This window comes from Bacillota bacterium (assembly GCA_033549065.1).
In the GTDB taxonomy this organism is placed as follows: Bacteria; Bacillota; Dethiobacteria; order DTU022; family DTU022; genus JAWSUE01.
Genome location: JAWSUE010000045.1, coordinates 1 through 678, shown reverse-complemented (window position 1 = coordinate 678; position 678 = coordinate 1). Strand labels below are relative to the sequence as shown.

The window sequence follows — 678 nt, the reverse complement described above, 5'->3', positions numbered from 1 at the left end:
CTGGCCGCCATCCGTCCCAACAGTCCGGCCTTGTTTGAGTGCGTGGTCACCAGGTCGGGCTTCAGCTCAGAGAGAATCGCTTTAATCTCTTTTAAGGCCATCCAGTCTTCCAGGAGGCTGATCGGGTGAATCAGTCTCGTCAGCAGGCGGCAGCTCACCCCTTTTAAGACCAGTGATTCAAATAACGTGCCGCCCAGTCCGGCCAGCACCGTCACCTCATGACCTCGCTCCTGCAGCGCTCCCGCCAGGCTGATAACATGGATCTGCGCCCCGCCCAGGTCATCTGCCCGGGTAATAATGAAGGCTATCTTCATATCCGACCCCTTCGTAATTTGGGGACACATTAGTTAATTATATTTTCTGAATATATAATTAACTAATGTGTCCCGGAAATTATGGGAATTAGCGGCCGATGCCGCTGTAGGTGAAGCCTTCCTGCTGCAGTTCTTCGCAGTTGAGCATGTTGCGGCCGTCGATGATGATCTTCTGTCTCATGGTGCTGCCTATTTTAGGCCAGTTCAGATGGCGGAACTGGTCCCAGTCGGTGAGCAGGGCCAAAGCGTCGCTGTCGCGGGCCGTCTCTTCGGCCGACTGGCAGTAGATAATGCCCTGTTCCGGGAAAGTTTCTCTGTACTTATCCATCGCCACCGGGTCGTAGACTTTAACCCGGGCGCCCAT

Annotated in this window: 2 protein-coding genes; both read right to left on the bottom strand. The window is 54.4% G+C overall.

The features are described from left to right. Positions 1 to 314, bottom strand: a 314-nt coding sequence (locus SCJ97_11665) for a glycosyltransferase (protein ID MDW7740685.1), incomplete at its 3' end; no start/stop codon positions are given. An 88-nt stretch (positions 315 to 402) separates the two neighbouring features. Further along, positions 403 to 678 (bottom strand): UDP-glucose/GDP-mannose dehydrogenase family protein (locus tag SCJ97_11660; protein MDW7740684.1); only part of this gene is annotated, 276 nt, incomplete at its 5' end.